General features: G+C 61.1%; 21 protein-coding genes and 1 tRNA gene. 8 read left to right on the forward strand and 14 right to left on the reverse strand.

Annotated elements, in window-relative coordinates; translation table 11 throughout:
* Positions 1-91 precede the first annotated feature (91 nt).
* The 5 genes from HX812_RS18875 to HX812_RS18895 all read right to left on the reverse strand — a co-directional run bounded on the left by HX812_RS18875 (position 92) and on the right by HX812_RS18895 (position 4,061).
* Positions 92-165: transfer RNA gene (locus HX812_RS18875), tRNA-Gly, on the reverse strand.
* A gap of 110 nt (positions 166-275) precedes the next feature.
* Positions 276-1,160 carry an alpha/beta fold hydrolase gene (locus tag HX812_RS18880; protein ID WP_038848151.1) on the reverse strand — a complete coding sequence of 295 codons (885 nt, stop codon included), beginning with the start codon at positions 1,158-1,160 and terminating at the stop codon, positions 276-278.
* Between the two features lie 305 nt (positions 1,161-1,465).
* Positions 1,466-2,158, reverse strand: a complete 693-nt coding sequence (locus tag HX812_RS18885) for a 16S rRNA pseudouridine(516) synthase (protein ID WP_038848155.1) — start codon at positions 2,156-2,158, stop codon at positions 1,466-1,468.
* Positions 2,158-2,370 (reverse strand): cysteine-rich CWC family protein, encoded by a 213-nt coding sequence (locus HX812_RS18890; RefSeq protein WP_038848158.1) that lies wholly within the window; start codon positions 2,368-2,370, stop codon positions 2,158-2,160. The genes HX812_RS18885 and HX812_RS18890 overlap by 1 nt, the downstream gene beginning before the upstream one ends.
* A gap of 68 nt (positions 2,371-2,438) precedes the next feature.
* Positions 2,439-4,061: a methyl-accepting chemotaxis protein gene (locus HX812_RS18895; RefSeq protein ID WP_038848160.1), complete on the reverse strand. Its 1,623-nt coding sequence runs from the start codon at positions 4,059-4,061 to the stop codon at positions 2,439-2,441.
* 262 nt (positions 4,062-4,323) lie between these two features.
* Between HX812_RS18895 and HX812_RS18900 the strand changes: the two genes are divergently transcribed.
* The gene (locus HX812_RS18900) at positions 4,324-4,686 is read left to right on the forward strand and encodes a hypothetical protein (RefSeq protein WP_038848164.1); all 363 of its coding nucleotides are present in this window, start codon (positions 4,324-4,326) and stop codon (positions 4,684-4,686) included.
* 48 nt (positions 4,687-4,734) lie between these two features.
* On the opposite strand, the gene HX812_RS18905 is transcribed toward HX812_RS18900, so the two are convergent.
* Complete coding sequence (locus HX812_RS18905; protein WP_038848167.1) at positions 4,735-5,847, reverse strand: enoyl-CoA hydratase/isomerase family protein; 1,113 nt, start codon at positions 5,845-5,847, stop codon at positions 4,735-4,737.
* 136 nt (positions 5,848-5,983) lie between these two features.
* On the opposite strand from HX812_RS18905, the gene ung reads away from it, so the two are divergent.
* Positions 5,984-6,676, forward strand: coding sequence for a uracil-DNA glycosylase (ung, locus tag HX812_RS18910; RefSeq protein WP_038848170.1), 693 nt, complete (start codon positions 5,984-5,986; stop codon positions 6,674-6,676).
* Positions 6,677-6,682: 6 nt separating this feature from the next.
* Here the strand turns inward: ung and HX812_RS18915 are convergent, their stop codons facing one another.
* From HX812_RS18915 to HX812_RS18935, 5 genes are all read right to left on the reverse strand, one after another.
* Entirely contained in the window at positions 6,683-7,717 is a 1,035-nt protein-coding gene (locus tag HX812_RS18915; RefSeq protein WP_038848173.1) for an AbrB family transcriptional regulator, read from the reverse strand.
* Positions 7,710-9,224 carry a tripartite tricarboxylate transporter permease gene (locus HX812_RS18920; RefSeq protein WP_038848176.1) on the reverse strand — a complete coding sequence of 505 codons (1,515 nt, stop codon included), beginning with the start codon at positions 9,222-9,224 and terminating at the stop codon, positions 7,710-7,712. The genes HX812_RS18915 and HX812_RS18920 overlap by 8 nt, the downstream gene beginning before the upstream one ends.
* 1 nt (position 9,225) lies before the next feature.
* Positions 9,226-9,684, reverse strand: a complete 459-nt coding sequence (locus tag HX812_RS18925; RefSeq protein WP_038848178.1) for a tripartite tricarboxylate transporter TctB family protein — start codon at positions 9,682-9,684, stop codon at positions 9,226-9,228.
* A 61-nt stretch (positions 9,685-9,745) separates the two neighbouring features.
* Positions 9,746-10,729, reverse strand: coding sequence for a tripartite tricarboxylate transporter substrate binding protein (locus HX812_RS18930; protein WP_033902662.1), 984 nt, complete (start codon positions 10,727-10,729; stop codon positions 9,746-9,748).
* A gap of 33 nt (positions 10,730-10,762) precedes the next feature.
* Entirely contained in the window at positions 10,763-12,055 is a 1,293-nt protein-coding gene (locus HX812_RS18935; protein ID WP_038848181.1) for an OprD family porin, read from the reverse strand.
* A 234-nt stretch (positions 12,056-12,289) separates the two neighbouring features.
* Here HX812_RS18935 and HX812_RS18940 point away from each other — a divergent pair, with 234 nt between their 5' ends.
* Both HX812_RS18940 and HX812_RS18945 read left to right on the forward strand, forming a co-directional pair.
* The gene (locus HX812_RS18940) at positions 12,290-12,961 is read left to right on the forward strand and encodes a response regulator (protein WP_010212220.1); all 672 of its coding nucleotides are present in this window, start codon (positions 12,290-12,292) and stop codon (positions 12,959-12,961) included.
* A complete protein-coding gene (locus HX812_RS18945; protein ID WP_038848183.1) occupies positions 12,954-14,339 on the forward strand; it encodes a sensor histidine kinase in 1,386 nt (461 codons plus the stop codon). The genes HX812_RS18940 and HX812_RS18945 overlap by 8 nt, the downstream gene beginning before the upstream one ends.
* On the opposite strand, the gene HX812_RS18950 is transcribed toward HX812_RS18945, so the two are convergent.
* Together HX812_RS18950 and HX812_RS18955 are read right to left on the reverse strand one after the other, a co-directional pair.
* Complete coding sequence (locus tag HX812_RS18950; protein WP_038848188.1) at positions 14,340-15,161, reverse strand: HDOD domain-containing protein; 822 nt, start codon at positions 15,159-15,161, stop codon at positions 14,340-14,342.
* A 36-nt stretch (positions 15,162-15,197) separates the two neighbouring features.
* A complete protein-coding gene (locus tag HX812_RS18955) occupies positions 15,198-16,139 on the reverse strand; it encodes a folate-binding protein YgfZ (RefSeq protein WP_038848190.1) in 942 nt (313 codons plus the stop codon).
* Between the two features lie 140 nt (positions 16,140-16,279).
* Here HX812_RS18955 and HX812_RS18960 point away from each other — a divergent pair, with 140 nt between their 5' ends.
* Positions 16,280-16,534, forward strand: a complete 255-nt coding sequence (locus tag HX812_RS18960) for a succinate dehydrogenase assembly factor 2 (RefSeq protein ID WP_014717362.1) — start codon at positions 16,280-16,282, stop codon at positions 16,532-16,534.
* Entirely contained in the window at positions 16,518-16,964 is a 447-nt protein-coding gene (locus tag HX812_RS18965) for a protein YgfX (protein WP_080642409.1), read from the forward strand. Before HX812_RS18960 ends, HX812_RS18965 begins: the two co-directional genes overlap by 17 nt.
* On the opposite strand, the gene nadB is transcribed toward HX812_RS18965, so the two are convergent.
* A complete protein-coding gene (gene nadB, locus HX812_RS18970; protein ID WP_033902656.1) occupies positions 16,933-18,549 on the reverse strand; it encodes an L-aspartate oxidase in 1,617 nt (538 codons plus the stop codon). The genes HX812_RS18965 and nadB overlap by 32 nt on opposite strands.
* Before the next feature lie 463 nt (positions 18,550-19,012).
* On the opposite strand from nadB, the gene rpoE reads away from it, so the two are divergent.
* Positions 19,013-19,594 carry an RNA polymerase sigma factor RpoE gene (gene rpoE, locus HX812_RS18975; protein WP_003172477.1) on the forward strand — a complete coding sequence of 194 codons (582 nt, stop codon included), beginning with the start codon at positions 19,013-19,015 and terminating at the stop codon, positions 19,592-19,594.
* A gap of 32 nt (positions 19,595-19,626) precedes the next feature.
* Positions 19,627-20,214, forward strand: a complete 588-nt coding sequence (locus tag HX812_RS18980) for a sigma-E factor negative regulatory protein (RefSeq protein ID WP_016975168.1) — start codon at positions 19,627-19,629, stop codon at positions 20,212-20,214.
* Positions 20,215-20,226: the final 12 nt, after the last annotated feature.

The raw sequence follows: 20,226 nt of genomic DNA on the forward strand, positions 1-20,226 counted from the left end.
AGTCATGCTGAAATAAAAAAACCGGCCATCAAGGACCGGTTTTTTATGCATCCCCCGTCAAACGCAACTTGACGAGAAACGAGAATTTGAGTGGAGCGGGTAGAGGGAATCGAACCCTCGTCGGAAGCTTGGGAAGCTACTGTTCTACCATTAAACTATACCCGCTCAGAGCGGCTGACTTTGTACCAGATGTTCGCGGGGATTTGAAGTTTTTCTTCAAAAATGTGTGGGTTACGTGCTTGTGGGAGCAGGCAAGCCAGCTCCCCCACAAGCGTTCAAATGGCAAAGGCATGCTGCGCCTGACCCTGGTGATAGCGCAATCGGTTGACCTGCCGCTGCGGTTTCAAGAAGCCCACCACCGCCTCCCGGCTGTCTCGGCACGCCGCCTTGTGCTCCATGTCCAGGAAATGCCCCGTCGCCTGAATCGTGCTGAAGCTGCTGTTGGCCACATGCTGGCCAAACAGCTTGGCGTCCTGGGCGCTGGTGTATTCGTCCCATTCACCGTTGAGAAACAACACCGGAATGTCGATCTGCTTGGCCGCCTTGAGGTAGCACAGGCGGTCACTGTTGAGCACATGGCTGATGTGAAAGTGCATCTGCCCATACTCATGCTCGGCCAGGCTGCTCACGTGCTTGTAGTTGAAGCGCTTGAACAGTGACGGCAGGTGTTTGCCGATGGTGCTGTTGACGAGGTGGCCGACGCGGTCGCGGTCGAGGTTGCCGAGGTAGTCGACGCCGCGTTCGAGGTAGTCGCGCATTGGGGCGTTGATCACCGGGGAGAACGAACTGATCACGGCCTTCTCCACGCGGCGTGGGCGATGGGCGAGGGCGACCAGGGTGGCGGCGCCGCCCCAGGAAAATGACAGTACGTGCTCGGCGGCGAAGTGGTCGATAAGTTCCAGCAGGAGCTGGCCTTCGACTTCCTTCGTCAGCATTTGCTCATGACGGTTATGGATTTTGGAGCGGCCAGCGTAGGGCTGGTCGTACAAAACCACATTGAATTGCGGGTACAGGCTTTTCACGGTTTGGGCGAAGGATGCCGTGGTGGCCATGGAGCCGTTGACCAGGATGATGGTCTTTGCAGCAGCGTCCGCGCGATAGAACTCCGTGTAAACCCGATACTGACCCTGTATATCCAGCACAGCGATTTCTGGCCTCATGTCGTAAGACTCCTGGCAAGCGGGTAGAGCGCGCAGATCACTCTGCACGAGCTTTGTGACAGGTAGGCATACGCCTGGAAAAGGAGGGCCCATGTCGGTCCGATGGCGGCTGGCCGACGGCTGTTGTTATGGCGGGCTGTTTGCCTGAGAGGCCCGTAGATCAAGCGCGGGCGGGGCAAGGTGTTTCTTGGAGGTTATAGGCGACTCGCCAGTCATATTTGAACTGGTGATCCTGATTCAAGCAGCAGAGGTGCGACCCCGCAAGGCAACAGGGCGGTTTTTTGCCATCACCGGCTGAACGGTCGTCAGACCTGTCGGATTTCGTCGTCAGTCAGCGCCCGATACTGGCCCGGCGCGAGGGCCACATCCAGCACCAAAGGGCCCATCCGCTCGCGGTGCAGGCCGATCACCTTGTTATCAAAGTGTCCGAACATGCGCTTCACCTGGTGGTAGCGGCCTTCAACGATGCTCAGCCGTGCGGTGGTCGGCCCCAGTAATTCCAACTCGGCGGGTTGGGTGGTGAGGTCTTCGAATGCGAAGTACAGACCCTCGGCAAAGGAACTCGCATACTCAGGGCCGATAGCCTGCTCGGTCTCCACGAGATAGACCTTGGGCAGTTTGGTCTGTGGCTGCGTCAGTCGCCGCGACCATTGGCCATCGTTGGTGATCAGCATCAGACCGGTGGTGTTGAAATCCAGACGACCGGCAATGTGCAGCTCACCTTTGTCCGGCTCATCAAGTAAATCCAGCACGGTTGGGTGCTGTGGGTCCGCGGTGGCGCTTACGCACCCCTGGGGTTTGTGCAGCATGAAGTAGCGCGCCGGTTTGCCGGCCTGAAGCACTTCACCGTCAACGCATACACGGCTGAATTCCCGGACCTCGTGGTGAGGATCGCTGACGGCAACGTCATCCACCGACACACGCCGCTCTGCCAGCAACAGGCGCACTTGCTTGCGATTGAAGCGCGGCAGGTTACTGAGGAGACGATCAACCCGCATTACTTCGGCTCAGCCCCGCGCAATTGCTGATCCACCTGGGCACAGCGTGGGCACAGACAAGCCTGGTTGCGCAGCTCCGAGGGCAGGGCCTCAAGCACCGCTGGATCGATGGTGACGCTGAAGCACCAGCAGGCTTGGTCGGCTGTGCGCGGGTCGGCCAGCGTGCAGTCGTTGCGCGCGCCACAGGCGGGGCAGAGTGTTGGCGTGGTCATGGGCGGGTTCGGGCTGGATCGGGCAAGGTATGCCGTGCACGATACAGGTCCGACCCGGCCCAAGCTACTTAGAGCTGGAACTTGCTGACCAGTACGTTGAACGAAGTGGCCAGACGCGACAGGTCCTGGCTGGACGCATTGGTCTGGTGAGCACCGGCGGCCGTTTGGGTGGACAGGTCCTGGATGTTCAGCAGGTTGCGGTCCACTTCGCGGGCCACCTGGGCCTGCTCTTCCGAGGCAGAGGCGATCACCAGGTTGCGTTCATTGATCTTCGCCACGCTGGCGGTGATCCGTTGCAGCGCTTCGCCAGCGTTTTGCGTCAGGGTCTGGGTGTTGTTGGCCCAGGTCAGGCTCTTGTTCATCGCCGCGACCGCATCATCGGCGCCGGTCTGGACGTCGCCAATCATCTTTTCAATATCGACGGTCGAGGTTTGAGTCCGGTGGGCCAGCGCCCGCACTTCATCGGCGACCACGGCGAAGCCACGACCTTGCTCACCGGCGCGCGCCGCCTCGATGGCCGCATTCAGGGCCAGCAGGTTGGTCTGGTCGGCGATCCCACGGATCACATCGATCACCTTGCCGATTTCCCTTACCTGGCCGGCAAGATCTGCCACCGACTGCGTGGAATCGTTGATTTCACCCACCATCGAATGCATGCCGGATACGGCTTGCTCAACTTGCTGGCGCCCGTCTTCGGCCTCGGTGCTGGCTTGGCGCGAAGCTTCCGAGGTGGAGACGGCATTGCTCGCCACCTCGTCCACGGCGGCGGTCATCTGGTTGACGGCGGTGGCGGCTTGTTGAATTTCATCATTCTGACGGGTCAGGCCACGGCTGCTTTCATCGGTGACCGCGCTCAGCTCTTCGGCGGCCGAGGCGAGCTGGTCGGAAGCGTTGGCGATTTCCACCAGGGTGCTTTTCAAGCCGCCCTGCATGTCCGACAGCGCCATCAGCAATTGCCCGGCTTCGTCGGTGCGTTCGGTAACGATGGCTTGGGTCAGGTCGCCCTTGGCAATGCGTTGTGCGCTGTCCACGGCCTGGGCGATGGGGCGGGTGATCAGGCGGGTGATCAATACACCCACCGTGATAGCAATGATGAACGCCAGGACAATGCCGCTGATCATCCAGGTCAACGCGCTGGCACGCAGCTCATCGGCGGCGATGGCACCTTCCTTGATCTGGCGGTTATTGGACTCGATCATCACGCGGATCAACTCGCGCGCCTGGCGGAACAGTTCATTGTTGGTGGTGTTCAGCTGAGTGCGGGCCTGATCGACCTGGTCGCCGTCAAGCAACGCCATGATGCGATCGGAGCTGCTGACGTAGGTGGGCCAAATCTGGTCGAGCTTGTCTCCGGCTGCCCGTTCGTCATCTTCCAACGGCGTCGCGCGATACGTCGCGTAGGCGCTCTGGCTGCGCTTGAGTTCCTGGGCGATATCCTGGCGCACGCGCTCGCGGTCTTGTTGGGCCACGTTGCCGTTAGCCGCATCCATTAACCGATACAACCCGCGATTATGGGCGACCAGGCCATTGAGGGTGGCGGCCGTATTACTCACGGAGACAAGGTTGTTGGAGAACGTCAGCTCCAGTGCCGAAGAGAGGCGCACGACCCCTTTGATCCCCAACAGGCCGACCCCGAGGGTGACCAACGCACACAGTAAAAATGAAAGCAGCAGCTTGGTTGAGATTTTCATGGCTCGAATCCGGCGATAGTAGCGAAGGGCGCACGCTAGAGCCTCCATGGCAGGGTGCGATGTCATAGTGACATCATCGCAATTGAGAAAGTTGCGGGCCAGATAAATTTACTGAATCGATAAAGCTTGAACAGATGTATCAAGTCGTTACGGAAACGCACCAGATTCAGTTTTCGGTGTCACATATTCTGTCATTCGGTGAAAGCCGGGTGCCGCCCTCCAGCGTCGCTAGAGGTGCTCTTCCGCGGTCCAGGAGGCCGCCATGTATCGACGATTGCTGCTCAGCGCTTTACTCGGTCTGACCCTTTGCGCTTGCGTGCCCTATTACGATGGCGGCCAGAGCTATTACCGTTCCGAGGTCTACACCTCACCGGCACCGGTGTATTACTACGGCGGCGGCACGGCGTATCAATACCGCCGTGATTACTACCCCGCGCCGCGCTACTACGCGGCACAACCACGCTACTACTCGGCCCCGCGTTATTACCAGCCCGCCCCGCGTTACTACGGGCCGCGTGCCGGTTACCGGCCTTATCCGAACCAAGGCTGGGGCGGCGACCGGTGGGGGAATGGCGGACACGGACGCGGTTCCGACCATGGAGGTGGCCGCGGCGGTCACCGTTGACAGGCCAGTAATGCAAGCGGCGCATGAAGCGCCGCTTTTTTGTGGGTGTCAGTAATCCGACAAGTCCGCCAACGGATGGCGGCCTTCCCACGCTTTGTTGAAATGCGCCTGCACCACCGCCTCTGGAACCGTATTGATATCCGGCCAATGCCAATGGGGCGTCTGGTCCTTGTCGATCAATCGCGCGCGCACCCCTTCGCTAAATTCCGGATGGCGGCAGCAATTGAGGCTCATCGTGTATTCCATCTGGAACACCTGCGCCAGGGACAGGTGCCGGGCACGCTGGATCTGCTCCCACACCAGATGGGCCGTCAGCGGGCAGCCTTCGCTCAGCGTCTGGCCGGCACGGCTGAACAGGGGATCGGCATGCTCACGCAGTGGGCTCAAGTTGCGCCAGGCACACCGCACATCGCCCACGTCCAGCCATTCGTCGATTTGTGCCCGGCGCGGCAGCCACTGCGCTTCGGGTTGCTGGTCGACAGCTTCTTGGGCCAGCGCCTTGAGCAGGCTGTTGAGTTGCATCGCGGTCTGTTCCTGCCAGTTCAATTGCAGCAATCCATCCAGCAACTCGTCTTGTTGATCATCGCGCAGGAAGCGGTCGGCCAGGCCGAGGTCCAGAGCGTCGCGGCCATTGATATGCGCGCCGGTAAGGCCCAGGAACAACCCCAGCTTGCCTGGCAGGCGCGACAGGAACCAACTGGCGCCGACGTCCGGATACAGGCCGATGCTGATCTCCGGCATGGCCAACCGGCTGCTCGGTGTGACGATGCGCACTGCGGCGCTTTGCAACAGGCCCATGCCGCCACCCAACACGTAGCCGTGGCCCCAGCAAATCACCGGTTTTGGGTAGGTGTGCAGGCGATAATCCAAACGGTATTCGGCCGCAAAAAATTGCGCCGCCAGGGCTGGCACCACGCCTGGCTGTTCGCGACAGGCCTGCGCGAGGCTGCGCACTTCGCCCCCGGCGCAAAACGCCTTGGGGCCATTGCCGCGCAGCAGTACACAGTGAATGTTCGGATCCTTGGCCCAAGCGTCCAGGCGTTCGCCCAGGGCCAGGATCATCGGCAGGGAAAGGGCATTGAGGGATTTTTCAGCGTCGAGGCTGGCGATGCCGATGCGGGCACCGTCGCTGCCGGTCAGCTCTTCGAAGTGCAGGTTCATCGTGACCTCAATCGATAAGGTGAAGGATGAGTATGATCGCTTCGTAGGAAAGCGCCGTTGGTGTGTCAGATCAATTGACAAGCGGGGTCGGCTTTCCTAGGGTTCGCCTCATTCTTTTTTACAAGACTATTCAACCATGACCGAAGACGACCGTATCAAACTCGAACCCAGCTGGAAACACGCCTTGCGGGATCAGTTCGAGCAGCCGTACATGGCCCAGTTGCGCGAGTTCCTGCGCCAGGAACATGCCGCCGGCAAAGAGATCTACCCGCCCGGCCCACTGATTTTCAACGCGCTCAATTCCACGCCGTTGGGTAAGGTCAAAGTCGTGATCCTCGGCCAGGACCCCTACCACGGCCCCGGCCAGGCCCACGGTTTGTGCTTCTCGGTGCAACCGGGCGTGCCGGCGCCACCGTCGCTGGTCAATATCTACAAAGAGCTCAAGCGCGACCTGAACATCGACATCCCCAACCATGGCTACCTGCAAAGCTGGGCCGACCAGGGCGTGCTGATGCTCAACACCACCATGACCGTCGAGCGCGCCAATGCCAACGCCCATGCGGGCAAGGGCTGGCAGTTCTTTACCGATCGGATTATCGAAGTGGTCAGCGAGCATCAGCCGCATCTGGTGTTTCTGCTGTGGGGTGCCCATGCCCAGGGCAAACAGAAACTGATCGACGCGACCAAGCACCTGGTGCTGACGTCAGTGCACCCGTCGCCATTGTCGGCGTATCGCGGATTTCTGGGGTGCGGGCACTTCAGCCGGACCAACAAGTTTCTTGAGCAGAATGGCGAGACGCCGATCGAGTGGCGGTTGCCGCCACTCTGATACGGTTTACGGTTGGGGCTGGCGGTTCCAATGCCTGAACAACGGCTCCGCCAGAAACAGCACAAATAACAGCCGCATCACCTGCATCGCCGTCACCAACGGCACCGACAGTTGCAGGGTCTCCGCCGTCAGACTCATCTCGGCAATTCCGCCGGGCATCATGCCCAAGGTCAATGAGCGCAGGTCCAGATGGGTCAAGGCGCTCAGGCCCACCGCCGCCAAGGTTGCCAGCGCCATGGTCAAGGCCGTACCAATCAGGGTGCGGCCCATGAACGAGGGCGCGCGACGAAAGAACTGACGATTGAAATGGCAGCCCAAACCGCTGCCGATCAACCATTGGCCAATCTGGCTGCCGCCGTCTGGCAGGCCGATATGCAAATCCCACACGACGCTGGCCGTCGCACTCACCAGCAGCGGCCCGAACAACCACGGGTTCGGCTGACGCAACCGCTGCCAACCCCAGGCCACCAGCGCGCCTGTCGGAAACAGCGCCAACAGCCAAGGCCAACTCACCGGCGCCGGATGAAACTGCGGCGTGCCGCCTTCCAGCAAGTACTTGAAGATTGCCGGTACACACAGCACCACCACCAGCACCCGCAGACTCTGCCCCGCCGCGACACGGCTGAGCACCGCGCCATTGCGTGCGCCGAGGTTGACCATCTCACCGGAGCCGCCCGGCATGCTGGAGAAAAATGCGGTGGCGCGGTCTTCACCACTGCGGCGCATCAACCACACGCCGACCACGCTCGACAGGCTGGTGACCAGCGCACCGAAGAAGATCAGCCCGAAGTGGCTCATCACCTGCTCGATCACCACCGGGGTGAAGTGCAGGCCAATCCCGATCCCCACTACCCATTGGCCGCATTTGCGCCCGCCGGGAATTTCCGCCAATTGCCACGGCGTGAGGCAACGCACCAGGATGATCGCCAGCAACGAGCCGACCATGTACGGCAAAGGCCAGCCGACGAGGCTGGCCAGGTAACCGCCGGCCAGGCCGACCAGCGGTGTTCCCCACCAATGTTTAAAGGTGACCTCAGACATCGGCTACGGCACGACGCTGCAGGGCACGTTTGCGGTAGATACGCACCAGCGGGAAGGCCAGCATCAACGCTGTCAGTACCCATACACCAAAGGTGATCGGGCTCGACCAGAGGATCTGCAGGTCACCGTTGGAGATCGACAGCGCACGGCGCAGGTTCTGCTCCATCAAGCCGCCGAGGATAAAGCCCAGCAGCACCGGCGACAGCGGGAAGTCGAGCTTGCGCAGGATGTAGCCGAAGATGCCGATGCCGACCATCAGGAACAGGTCGAAGGTGGTGGCGTGCACCGCGTAAACACCAATCGCCGTGATGATCGCAATCACCGGCACCAGCGCCCAGTTCGGCACGGCCAGGATGCGCGTGAAGATGCGGATCATCGGGATGTTGAGGATCACCAGCATGATGTTGGCGATGAACAACGACGCGATCAGGCCCCAGACGATGTCCGGTTGCTGTTGGAACAGCAGCGGACCCGGGGTGATGTTGTACAGCGACAGGGCGCCGATCATCACCGCCGTGGTGCCCGAACCGGGTACGCCGAGGGTCAGCATTGGCACCAGGGCGCCGCAGGCGGACGCGCCGATGGCCGTTTCCGGGGCGGCGAGGCCGCGCATGTCGCCCTGGCCGAATTTACCGCTGGCACCGGCCAGGCGTTTTTCGGTCATGTAGGCAACCGCCGAGGCCAAGGTCGCACCGGCACCTGGCAAGACGCCCATGATGAAACCCAGCAAACCGCAGCGGATGTTGACGACAAAGACCGCGCCCGCTTCCTTGAGGTTGAACATCATGCGGCCCGTGGCCTTCACGGCTTCCTGGCCACGGTGGGTTTTTTCCAGCAGCAACAGGATCTCGCTGATGGAGAACAGGCCCAGCACCAACACCACAAACTGGATGCCGTCGGTGAGGTGGATGTTGTCGCCGGTAAACCGGTACACGCCGCTGTTGGCGTCGATGCCCACCGCCGACAGAAACAGGCCGATCAGCGCTGCGACAAAGGTCTTCAACGGCTTGTCACCGGCCATGCCGCCGAGACAGACGATCGCGAACACCATCAGTACGAAATATTCCGCCGGCCCGAAGGCAATCGCCCATTTGGCCAGCAGCGGCGCAAACAACACCATGCCGCAGGTGGCGATAAACGCGCCGATGAACGAACTCCACGCCGACAACGACAGCGCCACGCCGGCCAGGCCTTTGCGGGCCATCGGGTAGCCGTCGAGGGTGGTCATCACGGTAGAGGCTTCGCCTGGGATATTCAGCAGGATCGAGCTGATACGCCCGCCATATTCGCAGCCCAGGTACACGGCCGCCAGCAGGATCAGCGCCGATTCCGGCGGCAGGCCCAGGGCGAACGCGATGGGGATCAACAGCGCCACGCCGTTGATCGGGCCCAGGCCCGGCAACAGGCCGACCACGGTGCCGATCAGGGTGCCGCACAGGGCGGTCACCAGGTTGTAGGGGGACAGTGCAACGCCGAAGCCCTGGCCCAAATAGCCGAAAGTATCCATATCAGTTCTCCAAAACGTCGAGCAGGCCGAGGGGCAGCGGCACATCCATGGCTTTATCGAACAGCAGGTAAAGACCAATCGCCATCAGGCTGACGATCACCACGCTCGGTAGCCAGCGGCCGCCATACAGGCGCGCCATCGGAATGCCGATCAGCATGCTGCTGAGGATGAAACCCAGGGGTTCGAAGGTGCCGGCGAATACGATCAACAGGCCGACACAGATGCCGATCTTGATCAGGGTTTCGCGGTCCAGCGCGGGTTCTTCTTCGGTGTGTTTGGTCGGCTGTGGGCGGATGATCATGTAGATCAGGCCCAGGCTCATCAGCCCGAGCATCAGCAACGGGTAGGCGCGCGGCCCGACCGGCTCGTAGGAAAACGCGGCCTGATACGGCCACGCCATCAGCGCGAGACCGGCACAGACCAGCAGCATCACGCTGGCGAAAATGCGTTGTAAGAGCATGTGAAACTCCTGGGCCGCGCCCCTGTTGAAAGGGGCGTGGCCGTGCGACAGGAAGGGGTGATTACTGGATCAGGCCAAACTCTTTGGCCAGCACTTTGTAGTCAGCCACCTGTTTCTTCACGTAGGTGTCCAGCTCCGGGCCGGTCATGGCGAACGGGAACAGCTCGCGCTGGTCACGCAGCTTGGCGAACTCTTCCGAGGCCAGCAGTTTGTCGAAGGCGTCTTTCCACCAGGCGTAGTCGGCATCGCTGACTTTTGGCCCGAGGTAGAAACCGCGCACCACCGGCCAGACGATGTCGTAGCCTTGCTCTTTGGCGGTCGGAATGTTCTTCATTTCCGGCTCGTCCAAGCGCTGCTCGGAGAACACGGCCAGCAGGCGCATGTCACCGCTGAGGATGTGCGGCATGGAGTCGGAGATGTCGGTACTGCCCACCTGGATGTGGCCGCCAAGCAGGGCGGTGGCAATTTCGCCGCCGCCTTCGAGCGCCACGTAACGCAGTTCACGCGGGTTGATCCCGGCGGCCTTGGCGATCAGCGCGGTTTGCATCCAGTCCTGGCTGCCGACGGTGCCGCCGGAACCGATCACCACACTGCCCGGATCTTTCTTCAGGGCTTTGACCAGATCGTCGAGGGTCTTGTAGGGCGAATCGGCTTTCACTGCGATGGCCCCGTAGCTGGTGCCGACTGCTGCCAGCCAACGCACGGCGCTTTCATCGAAACGGCCGAACTTGCCCTGGGCCAGGTTCAACAGCGAACCGCTGGACCAAGCCACCAGGGTGCCGGCATCGGCTGGACGCTGGGCGACCACGGCGTTGTAGGCCACCGCACCCACGCCGCCTGGCATGTAGGTCACGCGCATCGGCTTGCTCAGCAACTTTTCGTTGACCAGCGCGCTTTGCGCCAGTTTGCAGGTCAGGTCAAAACCGCCGCCAGGCGAGGCCGGGGCGATGCATTCCGGGCGCTTGGGTTCGTCGGCAGCCAGCAGTTGGCCGGCGAACAGCATGCAGCCGGCGGCGAGGGCCAATTTACGCAGTGAAGGGGTCATGGTTATCTCCATCTTTGTTGTTATGAGGGGGTACTACCAAAGGGCGACGCTATAGCTGACCAGCAAGCGCATTTCATCCGCATCACGGGCTGAGTAGTTGGAACGGTAAGTGGCGTTGCGCAGGCGCACGGCCACGTCCTTGAACGTGCCGCTTTGCACCACGTACTTGATCTCGCTGTTGCGTTCCCATTCCTTGCCGGTATCACCGTTCTTGAGCTTGATGTTGTCACCCGAGAGGTAACGGCTCATGAAGCTCAGGCCGGGGATGCCCAGCTTGGCGAAGTCGAAGTCGTAGCGTGCCTGCCAGGAGCGTTCTTCGGCGCCGGCAAAGTCGTTGATCTGCACAAAGTTGACCAGGTACGGGTCGCTGCCATCCACATACGGGAAGGCGCTGTCGCCGGACATGTGCTGGTAGCCGGCGCTGAGCTTGTGGCCATTGAGGGCATAGCTGAACAGGCCGTTGAGGGACGTGTTGTCGATCTTGCCGCCACGGGCGCTGCCAGTGTCATCACTGATGGCCAGGCGCAGGTCGGTGGCGAAGGTGCCGGGGCCCATCGGGCGTGCGGCCACCAGGCCGAGGAAGTGCTGGCGGTACACGTCGTCGAGTTGGGCGAAGTGGTAGCTGCCGGTGATCTTGTCGGCGAACTTGTAGTCGGCGCCGCCAAAGTTGAAGTGCTTGCCGGTGGCGCCGCTGACGAAGCGGCTGTTCTTGTTGTTGAGCGCGATGTCTTCGTAGTTGCTGTCGTCGCGGTCCTTGGCCTTGTCCAGGCGGCCCCCGGTGAACACCAGATTCTTGAATTCCTTGGAGGTGATCAGGCCGCCGTTGAAGGTCTGCGGCAGGATGCGGCCGTCATTGGGCTTGAGGATCGGCAGTTCGGGGATCAGCGAGCCGATTTTCAGCTCGGTGGCCGAGATCTTCACTTTGCCGGTCAGGCCCAGCTTGGAGTACTCGTCGGCGGCGCGGCCATCGTCGTGGGTGGGCAACAGGCCGGTGCCGGTGCGGTCGGGGCTGGAGTCGAGCTTGACCCCGAGCATGCCCAGCGCATCCACGCCAAAGCCGACGGTGCCGTCGGTGTAGCCCGATTGCAGGTTGAGCATGAAGCCCTGGGCCCATTCGTCGCGTTTGGATTGCTGGGCGCTGGTGCCGTCGCGGAAGTCGCGGTTGAAGTACATGTTGCGGGTTTCCAGGGTCGCGCTACTGTCTTCGAAGAAGGCAGCCTGGCTGAGCGGCGAAAAGCCGGCAAGGGTAGCAGCACTGGCGAGGGCGGTCTGGGTCAGGCGAGAAAAACGAACAGGCGAGGGGGCCTGGGGCTGTGTCGACAGCATCGTTGTGTACTCCGTTATTGTTCTTATTTTGGCGAAAACGCTTCGAGGCGTTTTTCGGGCGCGGCGCGAAGGCAGCTCGGCGGGCATAGACCACCGTGGCTGGATGCTAAAGGGCGAAGCTTTCACTAACCTTTCAGTGGCCTTTCAATGTTTTCGGGCTTCACAGGGCAGGCGGCGCCTGTAAACTGCCCGCCAAAGCGTGGCGCCGACCACCCCTGAACGAGGTAGAAATCCATGCGTGTCCTGCTGGTTGAAGACCATCTGCAACTTGCCGAAAGTGTCGCGCAAGCGCTCAAGAGCACGGGTCTGACCGTTGACGTGCTGCACGATGGCGTGGCGGCGGACCTGGCCCTGAGCAGTGAGGAATACGCGGCGGCGATCCTCGATGTGGGGCTGCCGCGCATGGACGGTTTCGAAGTGCTTGCACGTTTGCGCGCCCGTGGAAAAAATCTGCCGGTGCTGATGCTGACCGCGCGCAGTGATGTGAAAGACCGCGTGCACGGTCTCAATCTTGGGGCTGACGATTACCTCGCCAAACCGTTCGAACTCACCGAGTTGGAAGCGCGGGTCAAGGCATTGCTGCGGCGCAGTGTGTTGGGCGGCGAGCGCCAGCAGGCCTGCGGCGTGTTGGTCTATGACCTCGACACGCGGCGCTTCACCGTGGGCGGCGAGCTGATGACGCTCACCTCCCGCGAGCAAGCGGTGCTGGAGGCGCTGATTGCCCGGCCGGGCCGGGTGATGAGCAAGGAACAACTGGCTTCCCAGGTGTTCGGCCTGGACGAAGAAGCCAGCCCCGATGCCATCGAAATCTACGTGCATCGCCTGCGCAAGAAACTCGACGGCCAGCCCATCGCCATCGTGACCTTCCGCGGCCTCGGCTACCTGCTGGAAGCCCGCGATGCATAAGCCCAGCAGCCTGCGCTGGCGCCTGCTGTGGAACCTGGCGCTGTTGTTGGTGCTGTTGATGCTCGCCAGTGGCATGAGCGCTTATTGGAATGGTCGCGAAGCTGCTGACACCGCCTACGACCGCACGCTGTTGGCCTCGGCGCGCACCATCGCCGCTGGCTTGACCCAAGTGGATGGCACCCTTAGCGCCAATGTGCCCTATGTCGCGTTGGACACTTTTGCCTACGACAGCGCCGGGCGCATTTATTACCAGGTCAACGACATCGACCAGAAGCTGATCTCCGGCTACGAAAACCTGCCCGGCCCACCGCCGGGTACACCACGCACCGACGATTATCCGGCGCTGGCACGTTTCTATGACGCCATGTATCAGGGGCAGCAGGTGCGGGTGGTCAGCCTGCTCAAGGCAGTCTCCGAGCCGAACATGAACGGTATGGCGGAAATCCGTGTCGCTGAAACTGATGAAGCACGCGTCAGCATGGCCCGCAGCCTAATGGCAGACACTTTGCTGCGCCTGGGGATGCTCGCTGTCGGCGCATTGCTGCTGGTGTGGTTTGCCGTCAGTGCGGCGTTGCGCCCGCTGGAGCGCCTGCGCACGGCGGTAGAGGAGCGTCAGCCTGACGACTTGCGTCCATTGCCATTGGTGGAAGTGCAGCATGAGTTTGGGCCACTGGTGCGCTCCCTCAACCACTTCACCGAACGCCTGCGCGGTCAGTTTGAGCGCCAGGCGCAATTTATCGCTGATGCGGCCCATGAGCTGCGCACACCGCTGGCTGCGCTCAAGGCCCGGCTGGAACTGGGCTTGCGTGCCGAGGACCCCGTCACCTGGCGCAATACCCTGGAAACCGCAGCCCAAGGCACTGACCGTCTGACACATCTGGCTAATCAATTGTTGTCCCTGGCACGCATTGAAAATGGCGCCCGCGCGATTGCCGAAGGTGGCGCGCAGTTGCTCGACCTCAGCCAGTTGGCCCGAGAGCTGGGCATGGCCATGGCGCCGTTGGCCCACGCACGCGGCGTGGCGCTGGCGTTGGAGGCCGACGAGCCGGTGTGGCTGCGCGGTGAGCCGACCTTGTTGAATGAGTTGCTGAGCAACTTGGTGGACAACGCCCTGGCTCACACACCGCCGGGCGGCAACGTGATTCTGCGGGTGACGGCGCCGGCGGTGCTGGAAGTGGAGGACGATGGCCCAGGTATCCCGCTGGATGAGCGTGATCGCGTGTTCGAGCGTTTCTACCGTCGCAGTCAGCAGGGCATGGGCTCAGGCCTGGGGTTGGCGATTGTCGGTGAGATTTGCCGGGCGCACCTGGCGCAGATCAGCCTGCACGATGGCGAACGGGCAGGCCTGAAAGTGCGGGTGAGTTTTATCGCGGGCTGATCAATAGAACATCGAGCGGGCTTCGTCCAACTCGGCACGCAAGGCTTCGCTGTATGGGTCGAACCGCAGTTTCTTGATCGCAGGCAAGGTTGAGACCGGTACGCTGGCCAAGGGGTGATCGGTTCCGCGATGGCAATACAACACAGCCACCTGCACCAGGTCGACGTAGTCGAGGCTGGCTGAATCGCGTTCCAGGTTGAGGTATTGGCCGGGCAGTTTGGCGAGCATTTCCGGAAAGTCCCAGCCGCTCAGCAGTTTGTCACCGAGCAACGGGTGGATGCTCTCGATGACGTGATTGAGGCTGACCGGGTCCGCGAGCAACTCGTAATGGTCTTCGGCGTACGTCAGGATCGGCAGCACGCCAATCTGGTGCACCAGGCCGCCAAGGGCCGCCTGGTCTGGCTTGAGCTGGCTGTGGCTACGACAGAGGGCGTAGCTGACGCCCGCCACTTCCAGGCTACGGCGCCACACATCGCGCATCTTTTGTTCGACCACGTCGGAGCGGGCGTGGAAAATTTGCTCCATCACCAGGCCGATCGCCAGGTTGCTGCTGTAGTTGGTGCCCAGCCGGGTGATGGCGGTGTGCAGGTCGGTGACTTCCTGGGTGGCGCGCAACAACGGGCTGTTGACCACTTTGATCAGGCGCGCCGACAGCGCGGTATCGCGACCGATCACTTTGCTCAAGTGGCTGATGCTGATTTCCGGGTCTTCAGCAGCCTGACGAATATTCAGGGCCACTTCCGGCAATGTCGGCAGAACCAGGTCATCGTTGTCGATGGCCGTCACTAAAGCCTGTTGGACTTTTTCCGCCAGCTTGTTCATTCATGCTCTCTAGGGTGTTGCAAAAAGGTACGGCGATCAGCGCTGGATCTCTCGATCACGGTCGAGCGTGTAAGGCAGGTCGAGCAGTTGCAAGCCGGGACCTTCCAGTGTGCCTACGTGCACATCGCCACTATCGGCAGCTTCGGCTTGCAACACGGCCAGAAGTTCAATGGTCTGGCCGGCTTTTGCGGCAAGCACCACTTCGCCGATTGCGCTGTTGTGGCTGGGGGAAAACAACGGAGTGCCTGGCTCGGGCAGTTCAGGCGCATCGAGGCTCAAGCGGTACAGGCGACGTTTGAGTTTGCCCAGGTACTGCATGCGCGCGACAATTTCCTGGCCGGTGTAGCAGCCTTTCTTGAAACTCACGCCACCCACGGCCTGCAGGTTGAGCATCTGCGGGATGAACAGCTCGCGGGTTTGCGGCATGACCTGGCCGATGCCTGCACGGATTTGCCCCAGCAGCCATTCATTCAGATCGGTTTGATCGAGGGTTGCAGCCAATTGATTGCGTACGGCGTCGCCTTGCTCGGCAGGCACCCAGAGTTCAGCGCGACCTGGGGAGACGCGAATGGCGATCAACGCATCGTTGCGCACAACACTGTCGGTCTCGGCCGATAGCTCAAGGGCGAGGCTGGCCAGGGCCGTGTCCGCATTCACCAGGCCGAAGCGCACCCAGGCGGCGCTTTCGTCGGTGAGCTTGGACTTGGAGAATACGGCGTATTTCTTCAGGTCGGCCAGCTGCGGTTCCAGCAGCTCGGTGGCCATGGCCAGCAACACGCCGTCACCTTGCAGCAGGATGCGGAAGCTCGACTGCATGCGCCCTTTTTGCGTGCAGCGCGCGCCGAGGCTGGCCTGGGTATCGCTCAGGTAATTGAGGTTGCAGGTCAGTTGGCCCTGAAGGAATTTGGCGGCATCGGAGCCGCGGACGGCGAGAACGCCTTCGTGGGACAGGGGGCAGAAGAAAGCAGAGTCAGCCATGGGTCATCGCAGGTCAAAAAGTCATGGGTGCATCATAGAGGGGCGCCCGGCAAATGGATAGTTTCCGTATGGGGCGACCAAAGCTGACTGTTCCGGTGCCGTCGGGCCTGTATACTTGCCGCCTATTTGAGGAGCGCTCCATGGTCGAAGATGTAGAAATCAATCGTCTCTACTGGCACAGCCGTCGTGGCATGCTGGAGTTGGATGTGTTGCTGGTGCCTTTCACAAAAGAGGTCTATGCAACGCTCAATCAGGTGGATCGCGACCTCTACGTCAGGCTGCTGACTTGTGAAGACCAGGACATGTTCGGCTGGTTCATGGAGCGCGCCGAATCCGAAGACCCAGAGCTGCAGCGCATGGTTCGGATGATCCTGGACCGTGTCCAGCCCAAGTAATACGTTTGAATGCCGCTGGCAGGCCTCACGGCTGTTGCTGGCGGCGTATCTCCTTGCCCAGCTGTTCGCGTTGGGTGCGCTTTTGTTTCTTGATCTGTCCTATTCAAGCCTTGGCCTGTTGGCGTGTCTGGCGCACGCAGCCTGGGTTTTGCCGCGTTTTATCCTGCGGACTCACCGTTCGTCGATTCGTGGCCTGCGTCGCGACGCCGACGGCTGGCAGTTGCTCAATGCGGAGCAGGGCTGGCACAGCGTGCAATTACGTCCCGACAGCCTCGCTTTGCCATTGATCGTCGTTTTGCGTTACCGGGTGCCAGGCGAATGGCGGATACGTTCTGTGTGTGTGCCCAGGGATTCGCAGGTCGCCGATGTGCATCGGCGCCTGCGGGTTCGCCTTAAGTTCAGCCGCCGTAGGTGGTTGGCACCAGGATAGTGTCGCGCGCCTCGGGCAGCATCTGCGGGTAATCCAGGGTGTAATGCAGGCCGCGGCTTTCCTTGCGTTCCATGGCCGAGCGGATCATCAGTTCCGCCACCTGGGCCAGGTTGCGCAACTCGATCAAGTCGCGGCTGACCTTGTAGTTACTGTAGAACTCGTCGATTTCGTCCAGCAGCAACCGCACTCGATGCTGCGCGCGTTGCAGGCGTTTGTTGGTACGCACGATCCCCACGTAGTCCCACATGAAGCGGCGCAGTTCGTCCCAGTTATGGGCGATGATCACGTCTTCGTCCGAGTCGGTGACTTGGCTGGCGTCCCAGCGAGGCAGGGCGGCGGGCACCGGAATGCGCGGCAGCTGTTCAAGGATGTCTGCGGCCGCCGAGCGCGCATAGACGAAACATTCCAGCAGCGAGTTGCTGGCCATGCGATTGGCGCCGTGCAGGCCGGTAAAGCTGGTTTCGCCAATCGCATACAGGCCTGGGACGTCGGTGCGACCGTGCTGGTCGACCATCACGCCGCCGCAGGTGTAGTGCGCAGCCGGCACCACGGGGATCGGGCCTTGGGTGATGTCGATGTTGAACGCCAGGCAACGCTCGTAGACCGTAGGGAAGTGGGTCTTGATGAAGGCTTCGGGTTTGTGGCTGATGTCCAGGTAGACGCAGTCGATGCCCAGGCGCTTCATTTCGTGGTCGATGGCGCGGGCGACGATATCGCGCGGGGCCAGTTCGGCGCGCGGGTCGAAGCGCTGCATGAAACGTTCGCCGTTGGGCAGTTTCAGGTGGGCACCTTCACCACGCAGCGCTTCGGTGATCAGGAAGCTTTTGGCTTGCGGGTGATACAGGCAAGTCGGGTGAAACTGGTTGAATTCCAGGTTGGCCACGCGGCAGCCGGAGCGCCAGGCCATGGCGATGCCATCACCACACGCGCCATCGGGGTTGCTGGTATAGAGGTAGACCTTGGCTGCGCCGCCGGACGCAAGGATGGTGAAGCGCGCGCCGTAGGTGTCGACTTCGCCGCTGGCGCGGTTGAGCACGTAGGCGCCAAGGCAGCGCTCGCCGTCCAGGCCCAGCCGTTTTTCGGTGATCAGGTCGACGGCGACGCGTTGTTCCAGTAATTCGATATTGGGGCGCTGGCGAGCTTGTTCGAGCAGTGTCTTGAAAATGGCGGCGCCAGTGGCGTCTGCCGCATGGATGATGCGGCGGTGGCTGTGACCGCCTTCGCGGGTCAGGTGGAACTCAAAACCGCCGTCGTCGCTGCCCGCGTGTTCGTCGCGGGTAAAAGGGACGCCTTGATCGATCAGCCATTGGATGGCTTCACGGCTGTGCTCGACGGTGAAGCGCACCGCGTCTTCATTGCATAGGCCGCCGCCCGCATTGAGGGTGTCTTCGACGTGGGATTGCACCGTGTCGGTGTCGTCCAGCACGGCGGCGACACCGCCCTGGGCCCAGAATGTCGAGCCGTTGGCCAGGTCGCCCTTGCTCAGTACCGCAATGCGCAGGTGGCTGGGGAGGGTCAGCGCAAGGCTCAAACCAGCCGCGCCGCTGCCGATCACCAAGACATCGTGTTGAAACTGTTGGCTCATTGGAAGGATTCCGCAAAAAGCGATCCGAAGAGGTGGCGCAAACAGGACGCCTGGATCGGCGAATCAAAGGGTCACACGGGCTACTAGTATATAGAGGGGTGGAGCGGCACAATAGCCGGGCATTCGTGGCAATGTGAGATTACGGTGCACGGCTGGGGTAAAATCGCCAGGTTATTGAGATGGGAACTTTTTGCATAAGCCCCGACTCAATAGCAGGTTGCCCGAAAGCTGGGAAAACGTTGAGTTTATTGGCCCGTCGGGAGCATTGGACGCGTCAGAAAACCGGCGACAAGATTATTCGCGCAGTCGGCCATGCCCGTACTGCGTTTTTCGTGTGTGCCAAATCAGTGCGTGCCGGAAACTTGCTTGAAGGGGGAGAACTTTTGCGAAAAGACCGAGTCTATGTTTGCAAGCCTGATCGTTTAGTTATGCAAGCCTCCTTCAAGTACAACGAGGAGTGTTCATGCTAACCCAGGAAGAGGATCAGCAGCTGGTCGAGCGCGTTCAACGCGGCGACAAGCGAGCTTTTGATCTGCTAGTGCTGAAATACCAGCACAAAATTCTCGGGTTGATCGTGCGGTTTGTGCACGACACCCATGAAGCGCAGGACGTTGCACAGGAAGCCTTTATCAAGGCCTACCGTGCACTTGGTAACTTTCGCGGTGATAGTGCGTTTTACACGTGGCTATACCGAATCGCCATCAACACGGCGAAGAACTATCTGGTGTCTCGCGGACGCCGCCCACCGGATAGCGATGTAAGTTCAGAAGATGCGGAATTTTACGATGGTGATCACGGCCTCAAGGATCTCGAGTCGCCGGAGCGTGCATTGCTGCGCGACGAGATCGAAGGCACCGTTCATCGCACTATTCAGCAACTGCCAGAAGATTTGCGTACGGCGTTAACTTTACGTGAATTCGATGGTCTGAGTTACGAAGACATTGCGAGCGTCATGCAGTGTCCGGTGGGGACTGTAAGGTCACGGATTTTCCGGGCCCGGGAAGCCATCGATAAAGCCTTGCAACCGTTGTTGCAGGAAAACTAAAGACAGCGGCGACAGCCAAGAGAGGAACCGCCATGAGTCGTGATGCCCTGCAGGAATCGCTGTCCGCAGTGATGGATAACGAAGCGGATGAACTGGAACTTCGTCGAGTGCTCAACGCATTTGATGATGCCGAAACCCGTGATACCTGGTCTCGTTACCAAGTCGCTCGGGCGGTGATGCACAAGGATCTTCTAATCCCTCGTCTGGATATTGCTGCGGCCGTTTCTGCCGCGCTGGCTGATGAAGCCGTTCCGGCAAAAGCTGCTCGTGGTCCATGGCGTAGCCTGGGTCGCCTGGCAGTGGCTGCCTCGGTGACTGTTGCAGTGTTGGCCGGTGTTCGCCTGTACAACCAGGACGAAATCGCCGGTGCCGAACTGGCCCAGCAAACTCAGCAACCGGTCATGGCCGGTCCGCAAGTCAAAGGCCCAGCGGTACTGGCCGGCTACAAGGAAAGCTCTGACACCACCGGCCCGATGGCCAACGGTGTACTGCAAGGGCAATCCGGCTGGCAGGACCAGCGTCTTCCAGGCTACCTGCGCCAACACGCACAGGAATCGGCTCTGAAGGGCACTGAAACCGCTCTGCCCTATGCTCGTGCGGCAAGCCTGGAAAACCGGTAATCCGTAAGGAGC

Source organism: Pseudomonas sp. IPO3749 (genome assembly GCF_013386605.1).
GTDB classification, from domain to species: Bacteria; Pseudomonadota; Gammaproteobacteria; order Pseudomonadales; family Pseudomonadaceae; genus Aquipseudomonas; species Aquipseudomonas azotoformans_A.